General features: G+C 51.5%; 1 protein-coding gene. It reads left to right on the top strand.

Annotated features, from left to right (window positions below; genetic code table 11):
• The coding region (locus tag ABHV44_RS16200; RefSeq protein ID WP_459075757.1) for a hypothetical protein at positions 1-524 on the top strand (524 nt) is incomplete at both ends.

Raw genomic sequence — 524 nt, 5'->3', positions numbered from 1 at the left:
GAAGAGCCGGATGTAAATATCCTGTTCAACGGAGTAGTTGCCGGCTACGGAGCTGAGTTCAACTTCTGCGAAGGCCAAAACATTTTGGTGACAGTAGAAGAACTTTCAGGAACAGCACCGTTTGACCTAACCTGGGAACTTAACGGTGCCTCTGCAAGTGCAACAGGAGTTGAAAACGGAGACGAGCTCTTCAACGGAACACTGGCGCCTGGATCGTACACAGTAGCCCTCACAGCCTTGAGCGATGCCAACTGCTCACTGAGCGATACTGATCCTTATTCAGTGACGGTCAACGTTAGTGAGACAGCCGGTTCAACCGAAACAGTTACCGCCTGCGAAAGCTACGAGTGGAACGGAACAGTTTACACCGAAAGCGGAGTATACACCAACGAAACGACCGTTGAGGGATGCACAACCATCGACACGCTCGAGCTGACGATCAATCCGCTACCGGATGCCAACTTCACCTTCAACGGAGAGCTTGCTGGCTACAATGCCCAGTTTAGCTACTGCGAAGGAACAGA

The sequence above is a fragment of the Halocola ammonii genome, from assembly GCF_049334165.1.
Lineage (GTDB): Bacteria > Bacteroidota > Bacteroidia > Flavobacteriales_D > Sanyastnellaceae > JBEGHD01.
The sequence above is the reverse complement of the archived record's forward strand: the minus strand, read 5'-3'. Positions and strand labels throughout refer to the sequence as shown.